At 61.0% G+C, this 25,752-nt stretch carries 25 protein-coding genes; 12 read left to right on the top strand and 13 right to left on the bottom strand.

Annotation, left to right across the window (positions count from 1 at the left end; genetic code table 11):
- Positions 1–55 precede the first annotated feature (55 nt).
- Genes RGV33_RS00480 through RGV33_RS00465 form a run of 4 tightly spaced genes read left to right on the top strand, consistent with a single transcriptional unit; the run spans position 56 to position 3,600 of the window.
- On the top strand, positions 56–1,204 hold the full coding sequence (locus RGV33_RS00480) for an ABC transporter permease (RefSeq protein WP_322142667.1): 1,149 nt from the start codon (positions 56–58) through the stop codon (positions 1,202–1,204).
- Complete coding sequence (locus RGV33_RS00475; protein ID WP_322142666.1) at positions 1,201–2,004, top strand: ABC transporter ATP-binding protein; 804 nt, start codon at positions 1,201–1,203, stop codon at positions 2,002–2,004. The genes RGV33_RS00480 and RGV33_RS00475 overlap by 4 nt, the downstream gene beginning before the upstream one ends.
- A 1-nt stretch (position 2,005) precedes the next feature.
- On the top strand, positions 2,006–2,944 hold the full coding sequence (locus tag RGV33_RS00470) for an MlaD family protein (protein ID WP_017477990.1): 939 nt from the start codon (positions 2,006–2,008) through the stop codon (positions 2,942–2,944).
- Entirely contained in the window at positions 2,941–3,600 is a 660-nt protein-coding gene (locus tag RGV33_RS00465; protein ID WP_322142665.1) for an ABC-type transport auxiliary lipoprotein family protein, read from the top strand. Before RGV33_RS00470 ends, RGV33_RS00465 begins: the two co-directional genes overlap by 4 nt.
- Positions 3,601–3,687: 87 nt before the next feature.
- Here the strand turns inward: RGV33_RS00465 and RGV33_RS00460 are convergent, their stop codons facing one another.
- The 5 genes from RGV33_RS00460 to RGV33_RS00440 all read right to left on the bottom strand — a co-directional run bounded on the left by RGV33_RS00460 (position 3,688) and on the right by RGV33_RS00440 (position 8,074).
- Positions 3,688–4,917, bottom strand: a complete 1,230-nt coding sequence (locus RGV33_RS00460; RefSeq protein WP_322142664.1) for a nucleoside recognition domain-containing protein — start codon at positions 4,915–4,917, stop codon at positions 3,688–3,690.
- A 99-nt stretch (positions 4,918–5,016) separates the two neighbouring features.
- Positions 5,017–6,348: a glutamate/aspartate:proton symporter GltP gene (gltP, locus tag RGV33_RS00455; protein ID WP_010168665.1), complete on the bottom strand. Its 1,332-nt coding sequence runs from the start codon at positions 6,346–6,348 to the stop codon at positions 5,017–5,019.
- Between the two features lie 730 nt (positions 6,349–7,078).
- Positions 7,079–7,546, bottom strand: a complete 468-nt coding sequence (locus RGV33_RS00450) for an inhibitor of vertebrate lysozyme family protein (RefSeq protein ID WP_322142663.1) — start codon at positions 7,544–7,546, stop codon at positions 7,079–7,081.
- Between the two features lie 2 nt (positions 7,547–7,548).
- Positions 7,549–7,713, bottom strand: coding sequence for a DUF1328 domain-containing protein (locus RGV33_RS00445; RefSeq protein WP_003170804.1), 165 nt, complete (start codon positions 7,711–7,713; stop codon positions 7,549–7,551).
- Between the two features lie 76 nt (positions 7,714–7,789).
- On the bottom strand, positions 7,790–8,074 hold the full coding sequence (locus RGV33_RS00440; protein WP_322142662.1) for a hypothetical protein: 285 nt from the start codon (positions 8,072–8,074) through the stop codon (positions 7,790–7,792).
- Positions 8,075–8,465: 391 nt separating this feature from the next.
- On the opposite strand from RGV33_RS00440, the gene algB reads away from it, so the two are divergent.
- Positions 8,466–9,812 (top strand): sigma-54-dependent response regulator transcription factor AlgB, encoded by a 1,347-nt coding sequence (algB, locus tag RGV33_RS00435; protein WP_003214793.1) that lies wholly within the window; start codon positions 8,466–8,468, stop codon positions 9,810–9,812.
- A gap of 10 nt (positions 9,813–9,822) precedes the next feature.
- Positions 9,823–11,610, top strand: a complete 1,788-nt coding sequence (locus RGV33_RS00430; protein ID WP_322142661.1) for a KinB sensor domain-containing domain — start codon at positions 9,823–9,825, stop codon at positions 11,608–11,610.
- 70 nt (positions 11,611–11,680) lie between these two features.
- On the opposite strand, the gene RGV33_RS00425 is transcribed toward RGV33_RS00430, so the two are convergent.
- The 6 genes from RGV33_RS00425 to RGV33_RS00400 form a co-directional block, all read right to left on the bottom strand.
- Positions 11,681–12,457: an N-acetylmuramoyl-L-alanine amidase gene (locus RGV33_RS00425; RefSeq protein WP_322142660.1), complete on the bottom strand. Its 777-nt coding sequence runs from the start codon at positions 12,455–12,457 to the stop codon at positions 11,681–11,683.
- A 98-nt stretch (positions 12,458–12,555) separates the two neighbouring features.
- Positions 12,556–14,664 (bottom strand): diguanylate cyclase, encoded by a 2,109-nt coding sequence (locus RGV33_RS00420; protein ID WP_322142659.1) that lies wholly within the window; start codon positions 14,662–14,664, stop codon positions 12,556–12,558.
- Positions 14,661–15,539: an endonuclease/exonuclease/phosphatase family protein gene (locus RGV33_RS00415; protein ID WP_003214803.1), complete on the bottom strand. Its 879-nt coding sequence runs from the start codon at positions 15,537–15,539 to the stop codon at positions 14,661–14,663. The genes RGV33_RS00420 and RGV33_RS00415 overlap by 4 nt, the downstream gene beginning before the upstream one ends.
- A gap of 10 nt (positions 15,540–15,549) precedes the next feature.
- A complete protein-coding gene (locus RGV33_RS00410; protein WP_322142658.1) occupies positions 15,550–16,188 on the bottom strand; it encodes a thiol:disulfide interchange protein DsbA/DsbL in 639 nt (212 codons plus the stop codon).
- 169 nt (positions 16,189–16,357) lie between these two features.
- On the bottom strand, positions 16,358–16,963 hold the full coding sequence (locus RGV33_RS00405; RefSeq protein WP_010168648.1) for a c-type cytochrome: 606 nt from the start codon (positions 16,961–16,963) through the stop codon (positions 16,358–16,360).
- 33 nt (positions 16,964–16,996) lie between these two features.
- Positions 16,997–17,299: a c-type cytochrome gene (locus tag RGV33_RS00400; protein ID WP_322142657.1), complete on the bottom strand. Its 303-nt coding sequence runs from the start codon at positions 17,297–17,299 to the stop codon at positions 16,997–16,999.
- A 192-nt stretch (positions 17,300–17,491) separates the two neighbouring features.
- On the opposite strand from RGV33_RS00400, the gene yihA reads away from it, so the two are divergent.
- Positions 17,492–18,133, top strand: coding sequence for a ribosome biogenesis GTP-binding protein YihA/YsxC (gene yihA / locus RGV33_RS00395; RefSeq protein WP_088426053.1), 642 nt, complete (start codon positions 17,492–17,494; stop codon positions 18,131–18,133).
- A 266-nt stretch (positions 18,134–18,399) separates the two neighbouring features.
- On the opposite strand, the gene polA is transcribed toward yihA, so the two are convergent.
- Entirely contained in the window at positions 18,400–21,192 is a 2,793-nt protein-coding gene (polA, locus tag RGV33_RS00390; protein ID WP_322142656.1) for a DNA polymerase I, read from the bottom strand.
- A gap of 74 nt (positions 21,193–21,266) precedes the next feature.
- Between polA and RGV33_RS00385 the strand changes: the two genes are divergently transcribed.
- Both RGV33_RS00385 and RGV33_RS00380 read left to right on the top strand, forming a co-directional pair.
- The gene (locus tag RGV33_RS00385; protein WP_322142655.1) at positions 21,267–21,557 is read left to right on the top strand and encodes a DUF2782 domain-containing protein; all 291 of its coding nucleotides are present in this window, start codon (positions 21,267–21,269) and stop codon (positions 21,555–21,557) included.
- 56 nt (positions 21,558–21,613) lie between these two features.
- Positions 21,614–22,567 (top strand): homoserine kinase, encoded by a 954-nt coding sequence (locus RGV33_RS00380; RefSeq protein ID WP_322142654.1) that lies wholly within the window; start codon positions 21,614–21,616, stop codon positions 22,565–22,567.
- Between the two features lie 133 nt (positions 22,568–22,700).
- Here the strand turns inward: RGV33_RS00380 and RGV33_RS00375 are convergent, their stop codons facing one another.
- A complete protein-coding gene (locus RGV33_RS00375; RefSeq protein ID WP_322142653.1) occupies positions 22,701–23,630 on the bottom strand; it encodes a zinc ABC transporter substrate-binding protein in 930 nt (309 codons plus the stop codon).
- A 58-nt stretch (positions 23,631–23,688) separates the two neighbouring features.
- Between RGV33_RS00375 and RGV33_RS00370 the strand changes: the two genes are divergently transcribed.
- From RGV33_RS00370 to znuB, 3 genes are read left to right on the top strand one after another with little or no spacing between them, the layout of a single operon-like run.
- Positions 23,689–24,171 (top strand): Fur family transcriptional regulator, encoded by a 483-nt coding sequence (locus tag RGV33_RS00370; RefSeq protein ID WP_416152051.1) that lies wholly within the window; start codon positions 23,689–23,691, stop codon positions 24,169–24,171.
- On the top strand, positions 24,171–24,956 hold the full coding sequence (gene znuC, locus RGV33_RS00365; RefSeq protein WP_322142652.1) for a zinc ABC transporter ATP-binding protein ZnuC: 786 nt from the start codon (positions 24,171–24,173) through the stop codon (positions 24,954–24,956). The genes RGV33_RS00370 and znuC overlap by 1 nt, the downstream gene beginning before the upstream one ends.
- Positions 24,949–25,737 carry a zinc ABC transporter permease subunit ZnuB gene (gene znuB / locus RGV33_RS00360; RefSeq protein ID WP_010168631.1) on the top strand — a complete coding sequence of 263 codons (789 nt, stop codon included), beginning with the start codon at positions 24,949–24,951 and terminating at the stop codon, positions 25,735–25,737. Before znuC ends, znuB begins: the two co-directional genes overlap by 8 nt.
- Positions 25,738–25,752: the final 15 nt, after the last annotated feature.

Genomic DNA, 25,752 nt, shown 5'->3' with positions numbered 1-25,752 from the left:
GTAGGATCGTGCTATTACGTAGGAATTGTGGAATAGCCAAACAAGCTCGGAGCTTATGACCAGTAGCACAACGGCCGGCGCAGCCCATCTGGACACGTCCATCCAACCTCCATTGCTGAGGATTACCGGGGATTGGACGCTTGCCCACTATGCCAACCTGAAGAAGCTGTCGGAAAAGCTCGACGGCCAGTACGACGCTGGCGCACGCATCGACCTTAACGGCCTCGGCGCCCTGGACACCGCCGGCGCCTCGCTGCTGGTGGAATTGCTCGGCCCCGAGCGCATCGAACAATCCGCCGAACAGACCGACTGCAGCCTCTCGCCCGCCGACCGCGCATTGCTCAAAACCGTGTACCGCTCACTGAACGATTTTTGTGTCCCGATCAAAGAACCGGAGGAGGCCGCCGGCATCATGTTGCTGGCGCGCATCGGCAGCGCGGTGTACACCGTCTGGCAAGACGGCCTGAAGTTACTGGGCTTTATCGGCCTGATCCTCGAAACCTTCGCCCGTGGCGTATTCCGGCCCAAGCGCTGGCGCGTCACGCCGGTGGTCGCGCATATCGAACAGACCGGTCTCGACGCGGCGCCCATCGTGGCCTTGCTGACCTTTCTGGTGGGCGCAGTGGTGGCGTTTCTTGGCGCCACGGTGCTGGCCAGTTTTGGCGCGAGCATCTTCACCGTGGACCTGGTGGCGTTTTCCTTCCTGCGGGAATTTGGCGTGCTGCTTACCGCAATCCTGATGGCCGGCCGCACCGCCAGTGCCTTTACCGCGCAAATCGGCTCGATGAAGGCCAACGAAGAAATCGACGCCATCCGCACCCTGGGCCTGGACCCGATGGAATTGCTGGTGCTGCCCCGCGTGCTGGCATTGCTGGTGGCGCTGCCGATGCTGACGTTCCTGGCGATGCTCTCCGGGATTATCGGCGGGGGCGTGGTGTGCGCCGTGGCCCTGGATATTTCGCCGGCGATGTTCCTGTCGCTGCTGCAATCGGACATCGGCGTGCAGCACTTTATCGTGGGCATGGTCAAGGCGCCGATCTTTGCCTTCCTGATCGCCGCCATTGGCTGCCTGGAAGGCTTCAAGGTCAGCGGCAGTGCCGAGTCAGTCGGCGCCCACACCACCTCCAGCGTGGTGCAATCGATTTTTGTGGTGATCGTGCTGGATGCGGTCGCCGCCTTGTTCTTCATGGAGATGGGCTGGTGAGTCGGTTACGTCGTGCACCCGCCGAGGCGGTGATCGAAGTCCGTGGGCTGTGCAACCGCTTTGGCCCGCAAAGCGTGCATGAGAACCTCGACCTGGATTTATACAAGGGCGAGATCCTGGCCGTGGTCGGTGGTTCGGGCAGCGGCAAGTCGGTATTGCTGCGCAGCATTATTGGCCTGCGCCAACCCAGCGAAGGTTCGGTTCGGGTGTTTGGCCAGGACCTGCCGACGCTGTCGGAACACGAGCGTTCGATGGTGGAGCGCCGTTTTGGTGTGCTGTTCCAGAAGGGCGCGCTGTTTTCCTCGCTGACGGTGACCGAAAACGTCGCCTTGCCGCTGATCGAACATGCCGGCCTCAGCCGCCCCGATGCCGAACACCTGGCGGCGGTGAAACTCGCGCTGGCCGGGTTGCCATTGTCGGCCGCCGACAAGTATCCATCGTCACTCTCCGGCGGCATGATCAAGCGTGCGGCCCTGGCCCGTGCCCTGGCGCTGGACCCGGACATTCTGTTTCTCGACGAACCCACCGCCGGCCTCGACCCGATCGGCGCCGCCGCCTTCGATCAACTGATCCTGACCCTGCGCGATGCGTTGGGCCTGAGCGTGTTCCTGGTCACCCACGACCTCGACACGCTGTACACCATCACCGACCGCGTGGCGGTGCTGGCGCAGAAAAAGGTACTGGTGGCAGATGCCATCGATGTCGTCTCGGAAACCGACGACGCCTGGATTCACGAATACTTCCATGGCCCACGGGGCCGCGCGGCATTGGATGCCGCTCAACTGCTCAACGAGGTATGACATGGAAACCCGAGCCCATCATGTGATGATCGGTCTGTTCAGCGTGATCGTCGTGGTCGGCGCCATGCTGTTTGGCCTGTGGCTGGCCAAATCCAGCGTCGACAGCGCGTTTCAGGATTACGAAGTGATCTTCAACGAGGCGGTCAGTGGCTTGTCCCAGGGCAGCGCGGTGCAGTACAGCGGGATCAAGGTAGGCGATGTCACCAGCCTGCGCCTCGACCCGAAAGACCCGCGCCGGGTGTTGGCGCGCATCCGTCTGGCCGGGCAAACACCGATCAAGGAAGACACCCAGGCCAAGCTCGCCCTGACCGGCATCACCGGCACTTCGATCATCCAGCTCAGTGGCGGCACGCCCCAGAGCCCGGAACTCAAGGGCAAGGACGGCGAACTGCCGCAAATCATCGCCTCGCCCTCGCCCATCGCTCGCCTGTTGAACAACAGCAATGACCTGATGACCAGCATCAACCTGCTGCTGCACAACGCCAACCACATGTTCTCCCGGGAGAACGTCGAGCGCCTCAGCAATACCCTGGATAACCTGCAACAGACCACCGGTGCCATCGCCGATCAGCGCGGCGACATCAAAGTGGTGATGCAGCAATTGATGCAGGTGAGCAAACAGGCCAGCGCGACCCTGGAGCAAACTACCGCGCTGATGCGCAATGCCAATGGTTTGCTCAACGACCAGGGCAAGCAGGTATTCGGCAGCGCTGAAAAGGCCATGCAGTCGCTTCAACAAAGCACGGCCACCATCGACACCTTGCTGACCAACAACAAAGACTCTCTGAACAGCGGCATGCAAGGCCTCAACGAACTGGCGCCAGCAGTGCGCGAACTGCGGGAGACCCTGGGTTCATTGCGCGCCATTTCCCGCCGCCTGGAAGCCAACCCCAGCGGGTACCTGCTGGGCAGCGACAAGAACAAGGAGTTCACGCCATGAAGCGTGCTTACCAAGTAATCGCCCCCGTTGCCCTGGCACTGGTCAGTGCGTGTTCGATCTTGCCCAAGGCGGATCCTTCGAACGTGTACCGGTTGCCATCGACGCAGACGGCCACGCAAGCCAGCCCGGTGGCCTGGTCCCTGCGCGTGACCAAGCCGCAGACCAGCGAGTTCCTCGACAGCCCGCGGATTGCCGTGGTGCCTAACGGCGACCTGATCAGCAGCTATGCCAATTCACGCTGGAGCGATCCGTCGCCGGTGTTATTGCGTAACCGGCTGTTGGATGGTTTCCAGCGGGATGGGCGGGTGACGCTGCTCAGTACCGATGAGACCAATCTGCAGGCGGACTTTGAATTGGGCGGGCAATTGCAGGCGTTTCAGAGTGAGTATCGCGGCAGTGCAGTTGAAGTGGTGATACGGCTGGATGCGCGGCTGGTGCGCGGGAGTGATCAGCGGATTATCGCCAGCAAGCGGTTTGAGGTGAGGCAGCCGGTGGGCGATACCAAGGTGCCGGCGGTGGTGGCCGGGTTTGGTCAGGCTGGGGATGCGCTGAACAGGCAGGTGGTGGACTGGGCCGTCGGCCTGGGAAGCCACGCTTTTGTGGCGAGGGAGCTTGCTCCCGTTGGGCTGCGCAGCAGCCCCAAAACCGGTCAATGAACTTTGACTGACACACCTGCAAAAACTTACTGGGGCCGCTTCGCGGCCCAACGGGAGCAAGCTCCCTCGCCACAGGGGATGTAGGCCTTAACCGAAGAACCAGTAGCACACCGCAATCGCCGCCACCACACCAGCAAACTCCGCCAACAACGCACACCCCACCGCATGCCGCGCCCGCTGGATTCCCACCGAGCCAAAGTACACCGCCAGCACGTAAAACGTGGTCTCGGTACTGCCCTGAATCGTCGCCGCCACCAGCGCCGGGAAGCTGTCCACGCCCTGGGTCTGCATCGTCTCAATCAGCATCGCCCGCGCCGCACTGCCGGAGAATGGCTTGACCATCGCCGTCGGCAACGCATCGACAAAGCGCGTGTCCATGCCAGCCCAGGCCACCAAATGGCGAATGCCTTCCAAGCCGAAATCCAGCGCGCCGGACGCCCGCAACACCCCCACCGCACAGAGCATCGCCACCAGATACGGCAGCAGGTTCTTGGCCACGTCGAAGCCTTCTTTGGCCCCTTCGACAAACGCCTCGTAGACCTTGACCTTGCGCAGCGCGCCAATCACCAGGAACAACATGATCAGCCCGAACAGCGTCAGGTTGCCGAGGATCGAGGACAACCCTGCCAGCGCAGTGGCTGAGAGCGTCGCCAGCAAGGCCATGAAGCCACCCAGTACCAACGCGCCCGGAATCAGATACGCCAGCACCACCGGGTCCCACAGCCGCAGGCGTTGCATCACTGCCACCGACAGCAGGCCCACCAGGGTCGAGGCGCTGGTGGCCAGCAGGATCGGCAGGAACACCAGCGTCGGGTCGGCCGCACCTTGCTGGGCGCGGTACATGAAGATGGTCACCGGCAGCAGGGTCAGGGAAGACGCATTAAGCACCAGGAACAGGATTTGCGCGTTGCTGGCGGTGTTGGGGATGGGGTTGAGCTCTTGCAGCGCCTTCATGGCTTTCAGGCCGATGGGCGTAGCGGCGTTGTCGAGGCCCAGGCCGTTGGCGGCGAAGTTGAGGGTGATCAAGCCGATGGCCGGGTGGCCCGCCGGCACTTCCGGCATCAGGCGGCGAAACAGAGGCCCAAGTGCCTTGGCCAGCCAGTCGACGATCCCGGCTTTCTCGGCAATGCGCAGGAAGCCCAGCCACAAGGTCAGCGTGCCGAACAGCAGCACCATCACCTCGACCGACAACTTGGCCATGGCAAAGATACTTTCCACCATCGCCGCAAAAATGCCGGCGTTGCCGCCGATCAGCCATTGCGCGAACGCGGACACCATCGCCACGATAAAAAAGCCAAGCCACAGGCCATTGAGCATCAGTTGAATCCCCCGAAAGATGGGGCGAATGATAGCGGGGCTGGCAGAAACGACAAACCCCGGATTTTCCGGGGTTTGTGTAGGAGGCAGTCCTGGCGATCAGCCGCGAGTGGTCTCGCCGGCCGGCAGCGCTTCCTTGGTGCGCCAGTGCGGCAGCGAGTTCCAGTAGCGCTCGCCCTTGGCGTCGTCGTACATGCCTTCCCAGCGGGAGATGACCAGTACGGCCAGGGCGTTGCCGATCACGTTCAGCGCAGTACGCGCCATGTCCATGATGCGGTCGACACCGGCGATGAACGCCAGGCCTTCCAACGGAATACCCACGCTGCCCAGGGTCGCCAACAGCACGACGAAGGATACGCCCGGCACGCCGGCGATGCCTTTGGAGGTGACCATCAGCGTCAGTACCAGCATCAGTTGCTGGCCAATCGACAAGTCGATGCCATACAGCTGCGCGATAAAGATTGCCGCGATGCTCTGGTACAGGGTCGAACCGTCGAGGTTGAACGAGTAGCCGGTGGGTACCACAAAGCTGCAGATCGCCTTCGGCGCGCCGTAGGCTTCCATCTTCTCGATCACGCGCGGCAGCACGGTTTCGGAACTGGCGGTGGAGTAGGCCAGTACCAGCTCATCCTTGAAGATGCGCATCAGCTTGATCACCGAGAAGCCGAACAGGCGGGCGATCAGGCCAAGCACCACAAAGGCGAAGAACAGAATGGCGACGTAAACCAGGATCACCAGCTTGGCCAGCGGCAGCAGGGAGGCGAACCCAAAGTTGGCGACCGTCACCGCGATCAAGGCAAACACGCCGATCGGGGCGTATTTCATGATCATGTGGGTGACTTTGAACATGCTCTCGGACACGCCCTGGAACATGGTTACCAGGGGCTCGCGCAGTTCAGGCTTGAGGCTCGACAAGCCGAGGCCGAACAACACCGAGAAGAAGATGATCGGCAGCATGTCGCCACGGGCCACGGCGGCAAAGATGTTCGAGGGGATCAGGTTGAGGATCGTCTCGATGAACGCGTGCTCGTGCTGCACCTCGGCGGCGGTGGCCGTGTATTTGGAGATATCGACGGTACCCAGGGTACTCATGTCGATGCCGGTACCCGGATGGAACAGGTTGGCCAGCAGCAGGCCGACCACAATGGCAATGGTGGTGACCACTTCGAAGTAAAGGATGGTTTTCACGCCGATCCGACCGAGCTTTTTCGCATCCCCAACACCGGCAATTCCGACAATCAGCGACGAAATCACGATCGGGATAACGATCATCTTGATCAGGCGGATAAAGATATCGCCGGCGGGCTGCAACACGTTGCTGATCCACCAGGCCTTTTCGGCACTGAAATGGTTAAGCACTGCACCGATTGCAATCCCCAGCACCAGACCGATGAGGATCTGCCAGGCGAGGCTTAGCTTTGCCTTCTTCATGTCATTACCCTTACTTCAAGTGGACTCAGGCAGATGCGCCAGCAGCTGGAACGCTCGAAAGCGAAAAAGTGTGTGCATCTGCCCCCGTAGAAGGTCACCGCAGTTGGCCGATATGGCTCACTGGCAGGCGAAAAAAGGCGCAACTATTCCGATGCAAGGAGGCGACGTCTAATGCCGTAAACGCCTACCCTATGCCGAATCGGCATGAGTTTTTTTGAGTTTTTCTGTCTGAACGGTCGGTTCGAATACGACATTTCGGCAGGCATAAATGCCGCGAACCGGCCATTTCAGGCTCGCGCAGGGTTTTTTGAAAATCTACGGTCGCGGTCGAAAACTCCTGAAAATTCCTACGCATACCATCGGAAAACTCGTCTGGCAGAGGACAAACTTTCTCGATAGATGGTCACGCGCACACACCAAGAAATGGTTTGAGCGAAGCAAAAAGGAAAATTGCCGCTATGGGCGGCATGACAAGAAGCAGGCGTCAGAGCCGTAAGCTCGTCGCAAGTTCCACAAACCATCAGCTTGGGAACTTGCGTCGCAGCTTTTCACCTGACCCGGCCCTTGCGCAGGCACTCCTTGTACCCGTAGGTCACGCCGATCCGATCGATCAGAGCAACCCGGCCCCCTGGTCATGCATCGCCCTCCTCGGGCGATGCAGACAGAAAGAAACGCGGCGCTTCTTTCTATGGACGATAGGCTGGTAGACGACAGCGTCGTGCGGACCAGCCTAGTACCAATTCGGATCTTTCTTGAGCTGTTCCATCAACAGCTTCTGCATGCCTTCGTTCGGCTTGCCAAGAAAACGGTAGTCGGCATGCCTAGTCGGGGATTTATCGGACGGCAGGCCGGCCGGGACTTCCACCAACATTGCGTAGGCATCTTCCTTGTCGTAACTAAAAGCGACGATCAAGCGCTTGCTCTTGCACGTGTCTGCGGTTTCACAGAGCGGCCCGACCAAGTACTTGTCACCTGCTTCTTCAACGGCGTTCATTTGTTCTGCGCTACCCGAGAGGTTTAACACCCACTCCGGCAGACGCTCTTCCTTCTTGACCACGCCCTGCCAGGTTTCGCGGTATTGCGGGTCCGCGCTCAACAGTTCATTGGCCCGGGACTGGCCGTCATTGGCAGCCAGCGCCAAGCCGCTGCCGCCCAACAACAGGGCGGCAGCCAGGGCTTTAAGGGACGAATTGAACATGTTCAGCCTCGGCCACGACGGCCAAAGAAGAAGGAAGCGATAAACATCACCAGGAACACCACAAACAGAATCTTGGCGATACCCGTGGCGGTGCCCGCGATACCACCGAAGCCCAGGACTGCAGCCACAATGGCGATGATCAGAAATGTGATTGCCCAACTCAACATGGTGATTCTCCTTAAGCTTCTTTAGGGGTAACAGCGGTGATGCCTGCGGTCGCTCGAGTCGAGAACCGCGTCTTGCCTAGAACACCCAGCGTTCCTGATAAGGCAGGTCGCCGAGGGTGGAATCCTGTTCAACCGCCGCCAATTGCGGGGTTGTCACTTCGCCAGCGCTGGCGCTGACGGAACGAAAATGGGTCTGGGTCATCATCGGACGCTCAAAATGCGCGGCTTGCTGCTGACTCTGTTGCCAATGTCCCAATTGCTGACCGCCAATCAAGGTCACCATCAGGGCCAGGCTGGCAAACAGCCCCTGTTGCAGACGCAATGGCGATACACGCAGTTGGGTGAGGCTTTGGCGAGTCATGCTGTATCTCTCCCGCATTCTGATTATTCGTTGATGAAGCTCGTACAAGACCTATTGCAGCCTGCGTGCCAGTTTTTTAACAAAATAAAATCTAGCAAAATCAAACACTTGAAAACGAAAGCGGTTTGACACCACGAGCATCCTGCACGATGCCCCTATCCTTACCGTGCGTAATGCACGATGGTCAGTGGTCGGATAGAAGGATAAAAACGCAGCGCTCGACTGCCGAAGAGGCAAGAGAGGCAGAAAAACGCCTCGAATGGGCATCTCTGTAAGAAGAAGCGCAGATAGCTGCGCGATGTCGGCTTTAATCAATCAGAATAAACCATGCAACTTGCCCGATTATTCCGGGACTAAACAACATCATTCATTCTTAAGGAGCGCGGGACAGATGGAATCAGCCAAGGAACTTCAAGGCCGCATTCTTTTAGTGGATGACGAATCCGCGATCCTTCGCACCTTCCGTTACTGCCTGGAAGATGAAGGCTACACCGTAGCCACCGCCAACAGCGCCGCCCAAGCCGATGCCCTGTTGCAACGCCAGGTGTTTGACTTGTGCTTCCTGGACCTGCGCCTGGGCGAAGACAACGGCCTGGATGTACTGGCGCAGATGCGTATCCAGGCACCGTGGATGCGCGTGGTGATCGTCACCGCCCATTCGGCAGTCGACACGGCCGTGGACGCGATCCAGGCCGGTGCCGCTGATTACCTGGTCAAACCGTGCAGCCCCGACCAGTTACGCCTGGCCACGGCCAAGCAACTGGAAGTGCGCCAGCTATCGGCACGCCTGGAAGCACTCGAAGGCGCAGTGCGCCAGCCCAAGGACGGCCTCGACTCCCACAGCCCGGCGATGATGGTGGTGCTGGAGACTGCACGCCAGGTGGCGGGTACGGATGCCAATATCCTGATTCTCGGCGAGTCTGGTACCGGTAAAGGCGAACTGGCCCGGGCCATTCACGGCTGGAGCAAGCGGGCAAAGAAATCCTGCGTCACCATCAACTGCCCTTCGCTGACAGCGGAACTGATGGAAAGTGAACTGTTCGGTCACAGCCGGGGAGCCTTCACCGGCGCCAGCGAAAGCACGCTGGGCCGGGTCAACCAGGCTGACGGCGGCACGCTGTTCCTTGATGAGATCGGCGATTTTCCGCTCACGTTGCAACCCAAGTTGCTGCGCTTCATCCAGGACAAGGAATATGAGCGCGTCGGTGATCCGGTGACCCGGCGCGCCGACGTGCGGATCCTCGCTGCCACCAACCTGAACCTGGAAGACATGGTCCGCGACGGTCGTTTCCGCGAAGACCTGCTGTATCGCCTGAATGTCATCACCTTGCACCTGCCGCCGCTGCGCGAACGCAGCGAAGACATCCTGACCCTGGCCGACCGGTTCCTGGCGCGTTTCGTCAAGGAATACGCGCGACCGGCCCGCGGGTTCAGCGATGAAGCACGTGAGGCCCTGCTCAACTACCGTTGGCCGGGAAACATTCGCGAGCTGCGCAACGTGGTCGAGCGGGCCAGCATCATTTGCCCACAGGAAAAGGTTGAAATCAGCCACCTCGGCATGGCCGAACAGCCGACCAATAATGCCCCGCGTATCGGTGCAGCCTTGAGCCTGGATGAACTGGAAAAAGCGCATATCGGCGCCGTGCTTGCCACCAGCGATACCCTGGACCAGGCCGCCCGGACCCTTGGCATTGATGCCTCGACGCTGTACCGCAAACGCAAACAATACAACCTGTGAGCTGTAGCCTATGAAGCTTGCGATGAAGCTGCGCACTCGGCTGTTCTTGAGTATTTCTGCGCTGATCACCGTTGCCCTGCTGGGGTTGCTGCTGGGCCTGGTGAGTGTCATGCAAATGGCCAAGACCCAGGAGTCATTGATTCGCAGCAACTTCATCACCCTGGACCTGGGGCTCAAGCTGCGGCAGACCCTCGGCGATCAGTTGATGATCATGCTCAACGAGCGACCTGATGCGGCCGCGCTGGAGGATTCCAAGCAACGCTATTTCGCCCTGCTGCAACAGGGCATTGAGCACGAACAGAAGGACGCGACAACCAGCGGCTTTACCCAAGCCAAAACTGATTACCTGAGCTTCCTGGAAGCGTTCGATAAAAACGAAAATACTACGCCGCAACTGCGTAACAACGACGAGCTGACCGAGCGTTTCAATATCTTGCGCAACGGCCTGATCGCCGAGCACAAGAAAGCCCTCGAAAACATCAACGACACCGAACACAAGTCCCGTGAACGCGCGCTGTTGATTGCTGGCCTGCTGGGCCTGGTCGGGCTGGCGGTGCTGATCATTGGTTTCATCACCGCCCACGGGATCGCCCGGCGCTTTGGCGGGCCGATCGAAGCCCTGGCCAAAGCTGCCGACAAGATCGGCCAGGGCAACTTCGAAGTCACGCTGCCCATCTCCTCCGCGGCTGAAATGAACCTGCTGACCCGGCGCTTCGGCATCATGGCCGAGGCGTTGCGCCAGCATCAGGCAACCAACGTCGATGAATTGCTTGCCGGGCAGCAGCGCTTACAAGCGGTACTCGACAGCATCGATGACGGCCTGCTGATGATCGACCGCCAGGGGCGCCTGGAGCACCTTAACCCGGTGGCACAGCGTCAATTGGGCTGGGATGAGAATCGCCTGGGCCAAGGCCTTGGCGACGCCCTGGGCCGCCCCGAGCTGGATGAGCAACTGCATTTGGTACTACGCGGGGGCAACCTGGAGCGCGCACCTGAAGACCTGGAGGTGGAAGTCGAGGGCGAGCTGCGCCTGCTCACTTTTAGCCTGACACCGGTCAGCCATACCCAAGGGCATATTCTGGGCGCGGTGATGGTGCTGCATGATGTGACCGAACAACGCGCCTTTGAACGAGTGCGCAGTGAGTTTGTGTTGCGCGCATCCCATGAACTGCGCACGCCGGTGACGGGTATGCACATGGCATTCGGCTTGTTCCGCGAACGGGCGAAGTTTCCTGCAGAGTCTCGCGAAGCGGACCTGCTGGATACGGTCAACGAGGAAATGCAGCGCCTGATGCAGTTGATCAACGACTTGCTCAACTTCTCGCGCTATCAAAACGGCTTGCAGAAACTTACCCTGGGCCCGTGCGATATCAGCGACTTGCTCGAACATGCCCGCGCCCGCTTCGCGGAGCAGGCGAACGCGCAGAACATCGAATTGCTGGTTGATGAGCAGCCCCCGCTGCCGAGGTTGCATGCCGATAGAGCGCAGTTGGAGCGAGTACTCGATAACCTTTTAGGCAATGCCCTGCGGCACACAGCCGACGGTGGGCAGATCCGCTTGCAGGCGCGCCGCCATGGTGAACGGGTGATCGTCAGCGTCGAGGACAACGGTGAAGGTATCGCCTACGGCCAGCAAGGGCGGATATTCGAACCGTTTGTGCAGGTAGGCCGCAAGAAAGGCGGCGCCGGGCTGGGCCTGGCGCTGTGCAAGGAAATCGTGCAATTGCACGGTGGCCGCATGGGGGTTTATTCGCGGCCGGGGCAGGGAACGCAGTTCTACATGGCGCTGCCCTTGTAGGAGCCCGGCTTGCCGGCGATGGCGATGGCGATTCTGAGGACGCCATCACCGGCAAGCCGCGCGCCAACAATTATTGGTGATTCAACGCCCGCAGGATCGCGGCACTTTCAGCATCCGGCGTCCCGTCATACAACGATGCCCGGAAATGCATCTGGAACGCGGCCACCACATGCCGCGTCGCCACATCCAGCTCGCCCGTCTGTGGCGTCGGATAGCCCAGCTTGGCCAACTCTTGCTGGAACCAGGTAATGCTCGGTAGATCGACGGCGTACTGCACCTGGTAACGGGCCACTGCCTTGGCGTCCGGCCACATGCCCAAACCTTCATCCGCGAGGCGCTTCCACGGGAACAATGGCCCAGGGTCCAGCTTGCGCAACGGGGCAATGTCGCTATGGCCGATGATGTTGCGCGGGTCGATGCCGTTGCGTTTGCTGATGTCCTTGAGCAGCACCACCAGCGATTGCACCTGCGCCTCGGAGTACGGATACCAGACGCGGCCCGTCGGCAAATCGCGATAGCCCGGGTTCACGATCTCGATCCCGATCGAGCTGGAGTTGAGCCAGGTGCGGCCCATCCATTCGCTTTCCCCGGCGTGCCAGGCGCGCTGGCTTTCGTCCACCAATTTATAGATGGTGGCCGAGGCATCATCACCGATCAGGTAATGGCTGCTGACCTGGCCATGGGTCAACAGCGCCAGCGAGCGCTCAAGGGACGCAGAGGTGTAGTGCACGACGACGAACTGCACACGGTTGTCGTGGTTCACCGACGGATGACTGGTGTCCAGGCGAGGGCCGCTTGCGCAACCGGCGAGCAGGAGAAGCAGCAAGGCAGAACACAGAAGTTTCATGGCAGCAGACAATACGCTTAAGACGGTAATGCAACAGTGTAACGTACCGTTTGCTCCCAAGCGGCCAAATGCGGCGTTTTAAACAAAATGGAACATTTTCAGGCCGCCTGCACCTGATTGCGCCCTGCGGCCTTGGCGCGATACAGCGCCTCATCGGCACGCTTGAGGGCCAGGTCACTGCGTTCTCCCGGCTGAAACTGCGCCATGCCCATGGACACCGTGATCGTCACCGGCTCGCCCTTGAAGTGAAACGGGCAGGCTTCGATGGCTGCGCGCAGGGTTTCACCCACGGCCAACGCCTCGGACAGCGATGAGTTGGGCATCAGCAGCACAAACTCTTCACCACCAAAGCGCGCGATGAAGTCGTTGGGCCGCAGGCGCTTTCGGAGCACCGTGGCGATGATCTTCAGCACCTTGTCGCCGGCCAGATGACCATAGCCGTCGTTGATCCGCTTGAAGTGATCCAGGTCCAGCATCGCCAGCGACAGGCTGTTTCCCTGCTGATGCCAGGCGTTGACCTCGTGCTCCAGGCGCTCGCTCCAGGCTGCTCGGTTGGGCAAGCCGGTAAGCGGGTCGACCAGGGCTTTCTGGCGCTGAACCTCAAGGTGCTCCCGGTAGCCCTGAGCCTCTTGCTCCATATTGGCGACCCGTTCGGCCAAGCCTTTGAGGCGGGCAGCCACTTCCTGCTCACGCTGGTCACGCTGGTGCTGGTGTTCGTCCATCGTGCCCAGCAGCCCTTCAAGGTGGCTCTCCAGCACGTGCTTGAGGCTATCCAGGTCGGCCGCGTCCTGGACGCTGGTTTGCAAACCATCCACTTGTTCGCGGATCTGGGTGTCCAGCTCTCTGGCGGCTGAACGGCTGTCGGCGTGGCCTTCACTGGCGACCTGCAAATGGCCCTGGAAGGCTTCGAGGCGCCCGTTGAGCTGCTTGAGGTAGGCTTCAAACTCGTGCTGGCCGCTGTCAGTGATGGCCAGCATCAATACCGCCAGGTCATCGAGGATCGGCAGCAGTTCGTACCAGTTCAAGCCATGCGTCAGGCGTTCACGCATCGCTTCGGCTTGAGGCCTATGACGCTCGGGTAGCGACAGGTCTTCCAGCAAGCCGAGCAGGGTGTCTTCGATGTGTTTGGCCACCGAGCTGTAAGACGGCTCGGGCGTGTCGGGCAGTGCGTAGGCTTGGTCCGCTTGCAGTTCGTCGGGGTTCAGCTCCGCTGGGGCCGGCGGCTCTTGCGCCTCATCGGCCATGACCGGTGGCAGCGACAAGCTGCCGATCTTCGTTTGCTCCAGCTCGCGGGCCTGTACCTCTGGCGCCTCGACCATAGCGGCGAGGGCGCTTTCAAGCGCTGGCTCACCTTCCGTTTCGGTCGGCTGCTCGGGCTCCAGTGGTTCGACAATCGCTGCGGGCACCTCGATGACGGGGGCCGTGGCCACAATGGCAGGGGCATCTGGCGCCACTTCGCTGACAACCTCAACAGCCTTTACGGGTGGCACGCGCTCAGGCAGCGGCTCTGCGGCCGCCGGGGCTTTGGGTTGTGGCGCAAAAGCTCGCAGGGCTTGAGCCAGCTCGGCCGATTGCGCTGGCGCTTCAGCCTCATCCACCGGCTTTGGCGCAGCAGGCGCCTGAACCGCCGGGCGCGGTGGCGCAGGTTGCTCAACCTCGGGGGTTTCGGCCGCTGCGTCCCTCGTGCCAAACAGACGCTGCAACAAGCCCGGGCCCGAACGGCTGGCTTCGCCCTCCGGCTCCATGTTGCTCAATGCCTGCCCCTGAAGGCCGCTCAACTCACTCAGCAACAGCGGGATCTCCCGCGCTTGGCCGACACGCCCGTCCAGCTGTTTGGCGAACGCCTTCAGCGGGCGACTCACCTCACGCGGCAAGGGCAGTTTCTGCAACTGGGTGACCAACGCGGTCAAGGCCGTGCCAATCTGGTCAACCCGGGTTTCGCGGCGCTGCTCCGAATCCAGCACGGCCTTTTCCAGGCGCGGCAAAAGTGCAGCAAGCGCCGCATCCATGTCGTCTGTGCGCACGACATCGCGCATTTCCTTCATGCATTGATCAACGGCGCGGTCGGTCCCTTCCGCCGCGAGGGTGCTGCGCACCAACCCCCGGCGCAGCAGGTCGAGGCGGGCGGCCCAGCGGCGCTCGAGCTTTTCTTGCTGCTCGATGCTTAACAGGTATTTTTCTTTCCAGCGCTGGGCGTCGTCGCTCATGCAAGGGGTCCGCGAGGGCCGGGGCTCAACGCGGGCAATGCATCAGCCGTGAGCGAACCCGGCAGACGAATCTCTACCGCGACCGGCAGGTGATCGGAGATGGGCTGCGCCAGTACCTGCACACTTTCGAGTGTCAGGGTCGGGCTGAGCAAAATGTGATCAAGACAGCGTTGCGGACGCCAGCTGGGAAAGGTGGCTTCGACTTGCGGCGCCAGCAACCCAAGGTCGCGCAACGGGGAATTCTGTAGCAGGTCTGAGGCATGGGTGTTCATATCACCCATCAGCACCTGGTGTTTGTAGTTGCCGATCAACTCGCGAATGTAGGCCAACTGCAGGGTGCGGGTTCGAGCCCCCAATGCGAGGTGCATCATCACCACCACCAACGCTTCCGGCCCTTCGCCGAATCGCACCAGGATCGCCCCGCGGCCTTTCGGACCGGGTAAGGGGTGATCCTCGATCGCCCACGGTTTCAGACGACTGAGCACACCATTGCTGTGCTGGCCGAGTTTGCCTAGGTTGCGATTGAGCTGTTGGTACCAGTAAGGAAAGGCGCCGAGCTGGGCCAGGTGTTCGACCTGGTTGATGTAGCCGGAACGCAGGCTGCCACCGTCGGCCTCCTGCAGGGCTACCAGGTCGAAGTCGCCCAGCAGGTCGCCGATCTTTTGCAGGTTGCCGGCACGCCCGTTGTGGGGCAGCAGGTGCTGCCAGCCACGGGTCAGGTAATGCCGGTATTTCTCGGTACTGATGCCCACCTGGATATTGAAACTGAGCAGGCGCAGCCGACTGTCTGCCGGCAGGCCCGTGGATTCCAGGTGGTGTTCATTGACCTTCGGGTCATGCAGGCCAACGACACGTTCAGTACCCCAGCGACGCATGACGGGCCCCTTACTTGGCTGCGCGCTCTTTGGCGATCAATTGGTCGGCCACGTTCAGCGCTTGCTCTTCGCCGCCAGCACTGCCGATGTCAAAGCGGTATTTGCCGTTGACGATCAGGGTCGGTACGCCTTGCACGCCGTATTTCTGGGCAAGTGCCTTGTATTGGGCCATCTTGCCCTTCACAGCGAACGAGTTGAACGTCTCGGTGAACTTGGCTTTGTCGACACCTTGGGTGGCGACGAAATCGGCCATGTCTTCAGGCTTGAGCAGGCGCTTGCCTTCTTTCTGGATGGCGTTGAACACGGCGGCATGCACCTTGTGCTCTACACCCATGGTGTCCAGGGTGATGAAGAGTTGGCCGTGGGCATCCCATGGGCCACCGAACAGGGCCGGGATACGCACGAAATTCACATCAGCAGGCAGTTTTTCGATCCACGGATTAATCACCGGCTCAAAAGCGTAGCAATGCGGGCAACCGTACCAGAACAGCTCCACCACTTCGATCTTGCCTGGCACCGCAACCGGTACCGGCGTCTCCAGCTGAACATAGGTTTTACCGGCTTCAAGCGGCACATTATCGGCAGCTTGTGCGGTCATGCCGAAAAGGCTGGCAGTGACGAGAGCGGCGCTGAGGATCAGATTACGCATGCTTTACTCCTGGACAAATAAAGTCGCCTCACGCGACCTTTGTTGTGACAGGTCTACGCGGGCATGAGTTCGTTAGTGTAACGGCACCGGCCACAAAAAAGGGCAGCCTAAGCCACCCTTTTTATGCTTGCATCGACGGATTAATCGAGCGTTAACGTAGCCGGGGCAATTAGTGCAGGCCCTGGATGTATTGGGATACGGCTTCGATGTCCTTGTTGCTGAGTTTCCCGGCGATGCTCTGCATGATTTTGGTATCGCCGTCGTTGGTGCGATTGCCTTCGCGGAAGTCCGTCAGCTGCTTGCCGATGTACTGCGCATGCTGGCCGCTCAAGTGCGGGAAACCGGCAGCGGCAAGGCCAGCACCGTTAGGCGAGTGGCAACCGATGCACGAAGGCATGCCCTTTTCCAGGTTGCCGCCGCGGAACAGTTCTTCGCCGTGGGCCACCAGTTTTGGATCAGCAGCTCCCACGCTGCCTTTCTGGCTGGCAAAATACGCCGCGATATCTGCCAGGTCCTGATCGCTGAGGTTGGTCAGCAAGCCGGTCATTTCCAGGACCGTGCGCTTGCCGTCCTTGATGTCGTGCATCTGCTTGGTCAGGTAACGCTCACCCTGGCCGGCCAGTTTTGGAAAGTTTGGCGCCGGGCTATTACCGTCCGGTCCATGGCAAGCACCACATACGGCGGCTTTCGCCTGGCCGGCAGTGGCGTCGCCTGCGGCATGGGCAACACCGGTGATGCCCAGGGTCAACAGCAGACTCACGATCAGTTTGTTCATCAGCTAATCCAACTACGGCTAAGGGTTAAAGAGTTATGGACCGGGTTTACTCACCATCAACTGAATGACGGCATGGTAATCCTCGGTACTGCAGTCCATGCACAAACCACGCGGCGGCATCGCCTTGAAACCCTGGGTCACGTGTTGCACCAGCGTGTCCATACCTTGAGCCAGTCTTGGCTTCCAGGCTGCCCGGTCACCCCGTTTCGGGGCGTTGGGCAACTGTCCGGCATGGCAGGCCCCGCAAACGCGGTTGTACACAGCCTCCGGATCCTGTGTAGCCTGCACACTGTAAAGTGGCATCAAGACACCGACGGCCAGCAGCCACTTGGTCATACATCGACCTTTTCAGGGTTTGAGAGCGTTTTGCGTTCTAATGCGCAATAAAGGTCTATCGCTCCCGTGAACTTCATCCTTCGCTGGGACAAAGCACACACAAAATCTGCGGCATTATATACTGGCGCTACTGAAACGGAAACGACACCGCTTGCCGCACCCATTCCCGGCACCGCCCACATCGGAAAACTCATGCAACTCAAGAATCCCATCCTCGGCCTGTGCCAACAGTCCACCTTCATGCTCAGCGCCGCCAAAGTCGACCAATGCCCCGATGACGCAGGCTTCGAAGTCGCATTCGCCGGCCGTTCCAACGCCGGTAAATCCAGCGCGCTGAACACCCTGACCCACGCCAGCCTGGCGCGCACCTCGAAAACCCCGGGGCGCACACAGCTCCTCAACTTCTTCAAGCTAGACGATGATCGACGTCTGGTCGACCTTCCGGGCTACGGTTACGCAAAAGTACCCATCCCGCTGAAGCTGCACTGGCAGCGTCACCTGGAAGCCTATCTGGGTGGCCGGGAGAGTTTGAAGGGTTTGATTCTGATGATGGACATCCGTCATCCAATGACCGACTTCGACCTGTTGATGCTCGATTGGGCCGTCGCCAGCGGCATGCCGATGCACATCCTGCTGACCAAGGCCGACAAGCTGACCTACGGCGCAGCGAAAAACACCCTGCTCAAAGTGCAGGCGGATATTCGCAAAGGTTGGGGCGATGCCGTGACCATCCAGCTGTTCTCGGCGCCAAAACGCCTGGGCCTGGAAGACGCTTACACCGTACTGGCAGGCTGGATGGAACTGGCTGACAAGGGTTCGGAGGTCGCCGAGTAAAAACCCGGGGCAAAAAAAACCCCGGACTTCGTATGGGGAGGGGAAGTTCGGGGTCCAAGTTCCGGACCGCTAGGGCGGGGTCCAGATATCTGCCAACACTTAACACAACATAGGAGCATTGAAGGGCTTCACCACCCATTCAGTAACTCTGAGTCACATTTCATGGGTTAAGTTCCGGCACGTTCAAAAAACTATTGGAAATAACCCGTCGCGCTTTCCGATCTAAAGCGCTGCCGCGGCATCACGCCGCGGCCCAAGCCCCAGGCCTAGTGCGCCTCGTCCCAGTTGTCGCCCACGCCGACGTCCACCACCAACGGCACATCCAGCTTCGCCGCATCGCTCATGTGCTCACGAATCTTCGCGCTGACTTCAGCCACCAGGTCCTCACGCACCTCCAGCACCAATTCATCGTGCACCTGAAGGATGACCTTGGCGTCCAGGCCCGAGGCCGTCAGCCAGTTGTCGACCTTCACCATGGCCTTCTTGATGATATCGGCCGCCGTGCCCTGCATCGGCGCGTTGATCGCCGTACGCTCGGCGCCAGCACGCTCCTGAGGCTTGTTGGAGTTGATCTCGGGCAAGTACAGGCGGCGCCCGAACAGCGTTTCCACGTAGCCCTGGTCCGCCGCCTGCGCGCGGGTGCGCTCCATGTACTCGCGAACCCCTGGGTAGCGGGCGAAATACACGTCGATGTAGGCCTTGGCGGTCTTGGTGTCGACGCCAATATCCTTGCCCAGCTTCTGAGCGCCCATGCCATAGATCAGGCCAAAGTTGATCGCCTTGGCACTGCGACGCTGATTGGACGTGACCTCGGTCAATTCAACCTTGAACACCTCGGCCGCCGTGGCGGTGTGCACATCGAGGTCGTCGCGGAACGCATTCAGCAACCCTTGGTCCTTGGACAAATGCGCCATGATGCGCAGCTCGATCTGCGAATAGTCCGCCGCCAGCAGCTTGTAGCCCTTAGGCGCGACAAATGCCTGGCGGATGCGCCGGCCTTCGGCGGTACGCACCGGAATGTTCTGCAGGTTCGGATCGCTGGAGGACAGGCGCCCGGTAGCCGCGACGGCCTGGTGATAGGACGTGTGAACGCGCCCGGTGCGTGGGTTGATCTGCTCCGGCAGGCGGTCGGTGTAGGTGCTTTTCAGCTTGCTCATGCTGCGGTACTGCATCAGCACTTTCGGCAGCGGGTAGTCATCTTCAGCCAGCTTGGCCAACACTTCCTCGGCCGTCGAAGCCTGGCCCTTGCCGGTCTTCTTCAGCACCGGCAGCCCGAGCTTCTCGTAAAGAATCGCGCCCAGTTGCTTGGGCGAGCCGAGATTGAACTCCTCGCCGGCGATTTCGTAGGCCTGGCGTTCCAGATCGACCATCTTGTTGCCCAGCTCGATGCTCTGGATACCCAGCAACGCAGCATCCACCAGGGCACCCTGGCGCTCAATACGCGCCAGCACCGGCACCAGCGGCATCTCGATGTCGGACACAACGCTGGCCAAGGCAGGAATCGCACAGAGTTGCTTATGCAGCTCCTGGTGCAAGCGCAGGGTCACATCCGCGTCTTCCGCCGCGTAAGGGCCGGCCTGTTCAAGGGCAATCTGGTCAAAGGTCAGCTGCTTGGCGCCCTTGCCGGCGATGTCCTGGAAGCTGACGGTGTCGTAGTCCAGATACTTCTTCGCCAGACTGTCCATGTCGTGGCGAGTCGCAACCGAGTTCAGCACGTAGGATTCGAGCATGGTGTCGAAGGCGATGCCGCGCACGGTGATGCCGTGTGCCGGGTCGCCGCCGATGGCGCAATTAGCCAGGATATTCATGTCGAACTTGGCGTGCTGGCCGACCTTGAGTTTTTCCGGGTCTTCGAGCAGCGGTTTCAGGGCCAGCAGCACGGTGTCCCGGTCCAACTGTTCCGGCACGCCGATGTAGGAGTGGGTCAGCGGAATGTAGGCGGCTTCGTGGGCCTGCACGGCAAACGACACACCCACCAGTTGCGCTTTTTGAGCGTCGATCCCGGTGGTTTCGGTATCAAAGGCAAACAGCTTGGCGTCGTTGAGCTTCTTCAGCCACCCATCGAATTGGGCCTGGGTGAGGATGGTTTCGTACACCGGCTCCACAGACACCGGCGCGATCGTCTCAACCGCGGCCTCAGCGGCAGCGGCCGACGGAGCGGCGCTCAACTCAACCCGCTTGGCATCGCGCTGAATCTCGTCAATCCAGCTCTTGAACTCCAGCAGCGTGTACAGCTCCAGCAGCTTCTCGCGGTCCGGCTCGATCAGATGCAAATCGTTGAGGCCCACATCCAGCGGCACGTCGATCTTGATCGTCGCCAACTCGTAGGACAGGAACGCACTCGCCCTGTGCTCTTCGAGCTTGGCGGCCAGGGTCTTGGCGCCACGAATCGGCAGGGTCGGCACGATATCGAGTTGCTCGTAGAGCTCCTTCAAACCGCCGTTGACGCCCACCAGCAAGCCGGAAGCCGTCTTCGGACCAATGCCTGGAACGCCCGGGATGTTGTCGGACGAATCGCCCATCAGCGCCAAGTAGTCGATGATCTGCTCGGGAGCGACACCGAATTTCTCCTTCACGCCCTCAACGTCCATGGCGCTACCGGTCATGGTATTGACCAAGGTAATGTGCCCGTCGACCAGTTGCGCCATGTCCTTGTCGCCGGTGGAAATCACCACCGGCCGGTCAGCGGCCGCGCTGCTGCGGGCCAGGGTGCCGATCACGTCATCCGCCTCAACGCCTTCGACGCACAGCAGCGGGAAGCCCAGGGCGATCACGCTCTGGTGCAGCGGCTCGATCTGCACGCGCATGTCATCCGGCATGCTCGCGCGGTTGGCCTTGTATTCGGCGTACAGCTCATCGCGAAATGTGCCGCCCTTGGCGTCGAACACCACCGCGAACGGGCTGTTCGGGTACTGCTTGCGCAGGCTTTTGAGCATGTTCAACACGCCCTTGACCGCGCCGGTAGGCAGGCCTTTGGACGTGGTGAGCGGTGGCAGCGCGTGAAAGGCGCGGTACAGGTAAGAAGAACCGTCCACCAGGACGAGGGGGGCTTGGCTCATGAGCAGGATCAACCTTTTCGGCGGGTCAGGCGCTAGAATAGCCGGACCAATGACGACAAAGGGACAAGGTTATCATGCGTACAGTGAATCGCCTGTTGTTGACCGGCTTGATTGCATTCCTTCCGCTGGCCGCCACGGCAGCCGACGGTGCTCCTTCGGCAGATCCGGAGGTCACCATCCGCACGGAGGGCGACAAGACCATTCAGGAATACCGCCAGAATGGCTTCCTGTACGCGATCAAAGTGACCCAGAAAGGCTTCCCGCCTTACTTCCTGGTGCGCGCGGACGGAACCGATGCGAACTTCATCCGCTCTGACCAGCCGGATATGCTGATCCCGTCATGGAAGATCTTCGAATGGAAATGATTTCTTAACTTTAATCGGCGCTGCCCACGGCAGCGCCCGTAACGGCAGTTTTAACCATGTCTGTGTTCACCCCCCTGGCTCGGCCCGAGCTGGAAACCTTTCTCGCCCCTTATGGGCTCGGCCGCCTGCTTGATTTCCAGGGGATTGCCGCTGGTAGTGAAAACACCAATTTCTTCATCAGCCTGGAACAGGGCGAGTTCGTCCTGACCCTGGTTGAACGCGGCCCCGTACAGGAAATGCCGTTCTTCATCGAACTGCTGGACGTGCTCCACGACGCCGACCTGCCGGTGCCTTATGCCCTGCGCACCACCGACGGCGTGGCCTTGCGCGAGTTGGCCGGCAAGCCGGCGCTGCTGCAACCGCGCCTGGCGGGCAAGCACATCAAGGACGCCAATGCCCAGCATTGCGTGCAAGTGGGCGAACTGCTCGGCCACCTGCACCTCGCCACACAGGGCGAGAAGGTGCTGGAACGCAAGACCGATCGCGGTCTGGACTGGATGCTCAGCGAAGGCGCGCAACTGATTTCGCACCTGGACGCGGAGCAACAGCGCCTGCTGCAAGCCGCGCTGGATGAGATTGAGGCGCACAAGGCGCAGATCCTCGCGTTGCCCCGGGCGAACATCCACGCCGACCTGTTTCGCGACAACGCGATGTTCGAAGGCACCCACCTGACCGGGCTGATCGACTTCTATAACGCCTGCTCGGGGCCGATGCTGTACGACGTGGCGATCGCCCTGAACGACTGGTGCTCGGACGCCGACGGCGTGATCGATGGCCAACGGGCGCGGGCGTTGCTGGGGGCTTATGCGGGCTTGCGACCGTTTACGGCCAAGGAAGCGGAGCTGTGGCCGACCATGCTGCGAGTGGCCTGTGTGCGGTTCTGGCTGTCACGCCTGATTGCCGCGGAGTCGTTTGCCGGTCAGGACGTGCTGATTCACGACCCGCGCGAGTTTCAAGTGCGTCTGGCGCAACGCCAGCAGGTCAAGACCCCGCTGCCGTTCGCGTTGTAAGCAATAATCCGGTCGTGCGCGGTCAGTGTGGGAGCTGGCTTGCCTGCGATAGCGGTGGGCCAGTTGACTCTGTGATAACTGACACACCGCTATCGCAGGCAAGCCAGCTCCCACAGTTGATCTTCACTGAGCCTTACAACGACTCCAGGCACCCGGCCAGGTCATTTCCCAGCTTCTCCAGCACCTGCTCATAACCCTGGGCGGAGGCCGGCGTGTAGCCGCCCAACGCATCCAGCTCCGCCAGCTTCACCGGCAAACCCGCCACCAGCGTTTCCGCCAGGCGCGGGCGCAACGGTGGCTCGCTGAACACGCAGGTCTTGCCCACTTCCTGCAAGCGCGTGCGCATCGCCGCCACATGCTGCGCGCCCGGCTGCACCTCTGCGGCAACACTGAACACACCGGTGTGCTTGAGGCCGTAGGCATCTTCGAAGTAATCGAATGCTTCATGGAACACAAAGTATGGCTTGCCGGCGACATCCGCCATGCGCGCTTTCAAGCGTACATCCAGTGCATCCAAGCGACCATCAAAGGCCTTCACGTTGCTCTGATAACGCTCGGCATTCGCCGGGTCGGCAGCGCTGAGGTCCGCCGCCATACGATTGGCGATCACCCGAGCGTTGACGGTCGACAACCACAAGTGCGCGTCCAGGCTGCCGGGGCGATGATCATGGTCGTGTTCGTCGGCATCTTCAGCATGGGAGTGGCTATCTTCGGTGAACCGACGCAGTTTCATCCCCGCAAGGTCCTGCACCGCCACCGTCGGCAAGGTGCGACCTTTCAAAACACGCGGCAGGAAGCTTTCCATGTCCGGGCCGATCCAATACAGCAGGTCTGCCGACTGCACACGCCGTACGTCGGATGGGCGCAACGCATAGTTATGCGGCGAAGCGCCCGGCGGTAGCAACACCTCGGGAATCGCCACGCCGTCCTGCACGGCGGCGGCAATCAGTTGCAGCGGTTTGATGCTGGTCAGCACCCGAACCTGCGCCTGAGCGGCACCGGCAAGCAACAAACTGGTGACAAATACGACAAAAACGGGAAAAAGTCTGGACACGATGACCACTCAAGGAGGCAGGAACAGGTAACATAATAACGTCTCTCACAAATATCTGTCGCCGCTCATGCCTAAAACACCGCTTGCCAGCCGTCCCCACGACCACTCTCACTGCGTGCACAGCGCGCTGTCAGAAGCCGACGCCCTGTGTGCGCGCCAAGGCCTGCGCCTGACCGCCCTGCGTCGCCGGGTGCTGGAGCTGGTGTGGCAAAGCCATAAGCCGCTGGGTGCCTACGACATCCTCGGTGTGCTCAGCGAGCAAGACGGCCGTCGCGCCGCGCCGCCTACGGTGTACCGCGCGCTGGACTTCCTGCTGGACAACGGCCTGGTGCACCGCATCTCGTCACTCAACGCCTTTGTCGGCTGCAACCACCCGGAACACGCGCACCAGGGCCAGTTCCTGATTTGCCGCGAATGCCACGCCGCCATCGAACTTGAGCAAAAAAGCATCAGCGACAGCATCATCAAGAGCGCCGGCGACGTCGGCTTCAGGGTCGAAGGGCAAACCGTCGAAGTGGTCGGTGTGTGCTCGGGCTGCCAGGGGGCTTGATGAGCACTGCGTTAATCCGCCTGGAGCAGGTCGGGGTCACGTTCGCCGGGCAAAACGTGCTGGACAACATCGACCTGAGCGTCGAGCCGGGGCAGATCGTCACCCTGATCGGCCCCAACGGCGCCGGCAAGACCACCCTGGTGCGCGCCGTACTTGGCCTGCTCAAGCCCGACAGCGGCAGCGTGTGGCGCAAGCCGAAGCTACGGGTTGGGTACATGCCACAAAAGCTGCATGTGGACCCGACCTTGCCCTTGTCGGTGCTGCGCTTCCTGCGCCTGGTGCCCGGTGTTGACCGCGCCCGCGCGCAGTCGGCCCTCAAGGAAGTCGGCGCCGAACAGGTGATCGACAGCCCGGTGCAAAGCATCTCCGGCGGCGAAATGCAGCGCGTACTGCTGGCCCGCGCCCTGTTGCGCGAACCGCAACTGCTGGTGCTGGATGAACCTGTGCAAGGCGTCGATGTGGCCGGCCAGGCCGAGCTGTACAGCCTGATCACCCGCCTGCGCGACCGCCACGGCTGCGGCGTGCTGATGGTCTCCCACGACTTGCACCTGGTGATGAGCACCACCGACCAGGTGGTGTGCCTCAATCGCCACGTGTGCTGCTCCGGCCACCCGGAACAGGTCAGCGGCGACCCGGCCTTCGTCGAGTTGTTCGGCAAGAACGCCCAGAGCCTGGCTATTTATCATCACCGTCACGACCACGCCCATGACCTGCATGGCGCCGTAGTCGATGACCCCGCCGCCCCTCATACCCACGTTCATGGAGATAGCTGCAAGCATGGCTGATTTTCTGCTCTACGCCCTGCTGGCAGGCTTGGCTTTGGCGCTGGTGGCGGGCCCGCTGGGCTCGTTCGTGGTCTGGCGGCGCATGGCCTATTTTGGCGACACCCTGTCCCACGCCGCGCTGCTGGGCGTGGCCATGGGCTTTCTGCTGGATGTGAGCCCCACCATCGCCGTCACCGTCGGCTGCCTGCTGCTGGCGGTGCTGCTGGTGACCCTGCAACAGCGCCAGCCGCTGGCTTCCGATACGTTGCTGGGCATCCTGGCGCCAAGCACCCTGTCGTTGGGCCTGGTGGTGTTGAGCTTCATGCACGAAGTACGCATCGACCTGATGGCTTATCTGTTCGGCGACCTGTTGGCGATCAGCCCCACCGACCTAGCCTGGATTCTGGGCGGCAGCGCGGCGGTGCTGGTGTTGCTGGTGACGCTGTGGCGGCCGCTGCTGGCGATCACCGTCCACGAAGAACTGGCCACCGTCGAAGGCTTGCCGGTGGCGGCCCTGCGCATGACCCTGATGCTGCTGATCGCCGTGGTGATTGCTGTCGCGATGAAGATTGTCGGCGTATTGTTGATCACATCGCTGCTGATCATCCCTGCAGCTGCGGCCCAGCGTCACGCCCGCTCGCCGGAGCAAATGGCGGTTGGCGCGAGCCTGTTGGGGATGCTGGCCGTGTGTGGTGGCCTGGCGTTGTCCTGGTTCAAAGACACCCCGGCCGGGCCGTCGATTGTGGTCACGGCGGCCGCCCTGTTTCTGCTGAGTTTTGTCCTGCCCCGTCGTGGGGTGTAGACTTGCTCGCTTTTT

The organism is Pseudomonas sp. Bout1, from assembly GCF_034314165.1.
Lineage (GTDB): Bacteria > Pseudomonadota > Gammaproteobacteria > Pseudomonadales > Pseudomonadaceae > Aquipseudomonas.
The sequence above is the reverse complement of the archived record's forward strand: the minus strand, read 5'-3'. Positions and strand labels throughout refer to the sequence as shown.

Excerpts from the sequence above, each read along its gene's own strand:
- RGV33_RS00480 (WP_322142667.1), top strand. The coding sequence starts at position 56 with ATGACCAGTAGCACAACGGCCGGCGCAGCCCATCTGGACACGTCCATC.
- RGV33_RS00470 (WP_017477990.1), top strand. The coding sequence starts at position 2,006 with ATGGAAACCCGAGCCCATCATGTGATGATCGGTCTGTTCAGCGTGATC.
- RGV33_RS00465 (WP_322142665.1), top strand. The coding sequence starts at position 2,941 with ATGAAGCGTGCTTACCAAGTAATCGCCCCCGTTGCCCTGGCACTGGTC.
- RGV33_RS00460 (WP_322142664.1), bottom strand. The coding sequence starts at position 4,917 with ATGCTCAATGGCCTGTGGCTTGGCTTTTTTATCGTGGCGATGGTGTCC.
- gltP (WP_010168665.1), bottom strand. The coding sequence starts at position 6,348 with ATGAAGAAGGCAAAGCTAAGCCTCGCCTGGCAGATCCTCATCGGTCTG.
- RGV33_RS00450 (WP_322142663.1), bottom strand. The coding sequence starts at position 7,546 with ATGTTCAATTCGTCCCTTAAAGCCCTGGCTGCCGCCCTGTTGTTGGGC.
- RGV33_RS00445 (WP_003170804.1), bottom strand. The coding sequence starts at position 7,713 with ATGTTGAGTTGGGCAATCACATTTCTGATCATCGCCATTGTGGCTGCA.
- RGV33_RS00440 (WP_322142662.1), bottom strand. The coding sequence starts at position 8,074 with ATGACTCGCCAAAGCCTCACCCAACTGCGTGTATCGCCATTGCGTCTG.
- algB (WP_003214793.1), top strand. The coding sequence starts at position 8,466 with ATGGAATCAGCCAAGGAACTTCAAGGCCGCATTCTTTTAGTGGATGAC.
- RGV33_RS00430 (WP_322142661.1), top strand. The coding sequence starts at position 9,823 with ATGAAGCTTGCGATGAAGCTGCGCACTCGGCTGTTCTTGAGTATTTCT.
- RGV33_RS00425 (WP_322142660.1), bottom strand. The coding sequence starts at position 12,457 with ATGAAACTTCTGTGTTCTGCCTTGCTGCTTCTCCTGCTCGCCGGTTGC.
- RGV33_RS00420 (WP_322142659.1), bottom strand. The coding sequence starts at position 14,664 with ATGAGCGACGACGCCCAGCGCTGGAAAGAAAAATACCTGTTAAGCATC.
- RGV33_RS00415 (WP_003214803.1), bottom strand. The coding sequence starts at position 15,539 with ATGCGTCGCTGGGGTACTGAACGTGTCGTTGGCCTGCATGACCCGAAG.
- RGV33_RS00410 (WP_322142658.1), bottom strand. The coding sequence starts at position 16,188 with ATGCGTAATCTGATCCTCAGCGCCGCTCTCGTCACTGCCAGCCTTTTC.
- RGV33_RS00405 (WP_010168648.1), bottom strand. The coding sequence starts at position 16,963 with ATGAACAAACTGATCGTGAGTCTGCTGTTGACCCTGGGCATCACCGGT.
- RGV33_RS00400 (WP_322142657.1), bottom strand. The coding sequence starts at position 17,299 with ATGACCAAGTGGCTGCTGGCCGTCGGTGTCTTGATGCCACTTTACAGT.
- yihA (WP_088426053.1), top strand. The coding sequence starts at position 17,492 with ATGCAACTCAAGAATCCCATCCTCGGCCTGTGCCAACAGTCCACCTTC.
- polA (WP_322142656.1), bottom strand. The coding sequence starts at position 21,192 with ATGAGCCAAGCCCCCCTCGTCCTGGTGGACGGTTCTTCTTACCTGTAC.
- RGV33_RS00385 (WP_322142655.1), top strand. The coding sequence starts at position 21,267 with ATGCGTACAGTGAATCGCCTGTTGTTGACCGGCTTGATTGCATTCCTT.
- RGV33_RS00380 (WP_322142654.1), top strand. The coding sequence starts at position 21,614 with ATGTCTGTGTTCACCCCCCTGGCTCGGCCCGAGCTGGAAACCTTTCTC.
- RGV33_RS00370 (WP_416152051.1), top strand. The coding sequence starts at position 23,689 with ATGCCTAAAACACCGCTTGCCAGCCGTCCCCACGACCACTCTCACTGC.
- znuC (WP_322142652.1), top strand. The coding sequence starts at position 24,171 with ATGAGCACTGCGTTAATCCGCCTGGAGCAGGTCGGGGTCACGTTCGCC.
- znuB (WP_010168631.1), top strand. The coding sequence starts at position 24,949 with ATGGCTGATTTTCTGCTCTACGCCCTGCTGGCAGGCTTGGCTTTGGCG.